Origin of the sequence: Pleomorphovibrio marinus, from assembly GCF_003347495.1 — a bacterium.
GTDB classification, from domain to species: domain Bacteria; phylum Bacteroidota; class Bacteroidia; order Cytophagales; family Cyclobacteriaceae; genus Pleomorphovibrio; species Pleomorphovibrio marinus.
This window is the reverse complement of record NZ_QCXY01000039.1, coordinates 1-1,029: the sequence shown is the minus strand read 5'-3', so window position 1 is coordinate 1,029 and position 1,029 is coordinate 1. Positions and strand designations below refer to the sequence as shown.

Annotated in this window: 1 protein-coding gene; it reads left to right on the top strand. The window is 36.1% G+C overall.

Annotated elements, in window-relative coordinates:
• A partial coding sequence (locus DB520_RS26260) for a TonB family protein (RefSeq protein ID WP_232835168.1) occupies positions 1-870 on the top strand: 870 nt, incomplete at its 5' end.
• Positions 871-1,029: the final 159 nt, after the last annotated feature.

Here is a 1,029-nt window from a genome sequence, read left to right as displayed (position 1 = left end):
ACCGTTGTGCGTAATGCTATGAAGACGACAGTAACCATATTGACAATTTTAATTTTGACCGGAATTACGGACAAAATATTTGCTTGCTCTTGTGTTGGACAACGGACAGTTCAAGAAGAAGTAAAACACGCAGACGCTGTTCTCGTTGGGACAATTGTGAGTAAAGATTTAGTTACTCTTTCCGACTCAACACTTTTACATTTTTTTCAGAATGACACGACATTCAAGAATAACCGTTTTGCAAATATGACTATAGCAAAATATGGCTTTTTCGTTCACGACATTTATAAAGGAAAAATTTCAACAGACACGATAGTTATTTATACGGGCATTGGTGGTGGAGATTGTGGAATAAGATTTAAAATTGGTGAGAAATATATTATTTATGGAGAGAATAATACTTACTTCGGACAGGTAAACAATGACTTCAAATTTCCAAAAGAAAAAAACGCTTATTGGACTTATAGTTGTTTAAGGACAATGTCATATTACCAAGACGAGATTACGGAAATCGAAAAATTTGCAAAAAGAAAACAACTTAACAAAGACGAAGTAATTTTCGCTGACCCTGACAGCCCACCAACATTTAAAGACGGTGGAGATATTGGAATGAAAAAATTCATTCAAGACAACTTGCGTTACCCAAAGACAGGTGAATGTATAACAGGAAAAGTTTTTGTAGAATTTACGGTAGACACGGTTGGAAATGTGAAAGAAGTTGGAATTAAAAGGGGAATTTCACCTTCAGCAGACGAAGAAGCAATTAAAGTTGTTAAACTAATGAGGTTTAACCCAGGGACGAGAAATGGACAACCTATTGAAATGAAAATGATAATCCCAATTAGTTTTACAATAGAACACAAAGACTAATTATGACGAAGGAGAAATAAGCACATACGCACAACAGCACCTACCCAAAAGTGGCGGTTCAGTGGTTAAATCAAGCTTTGTGCTTCTTTCAAAGTTTGTGCTTGGTTGACAGTGAAGTGCTTCGAAATCGCCACCTTCGGGTAGCTGCAAAACGTTATA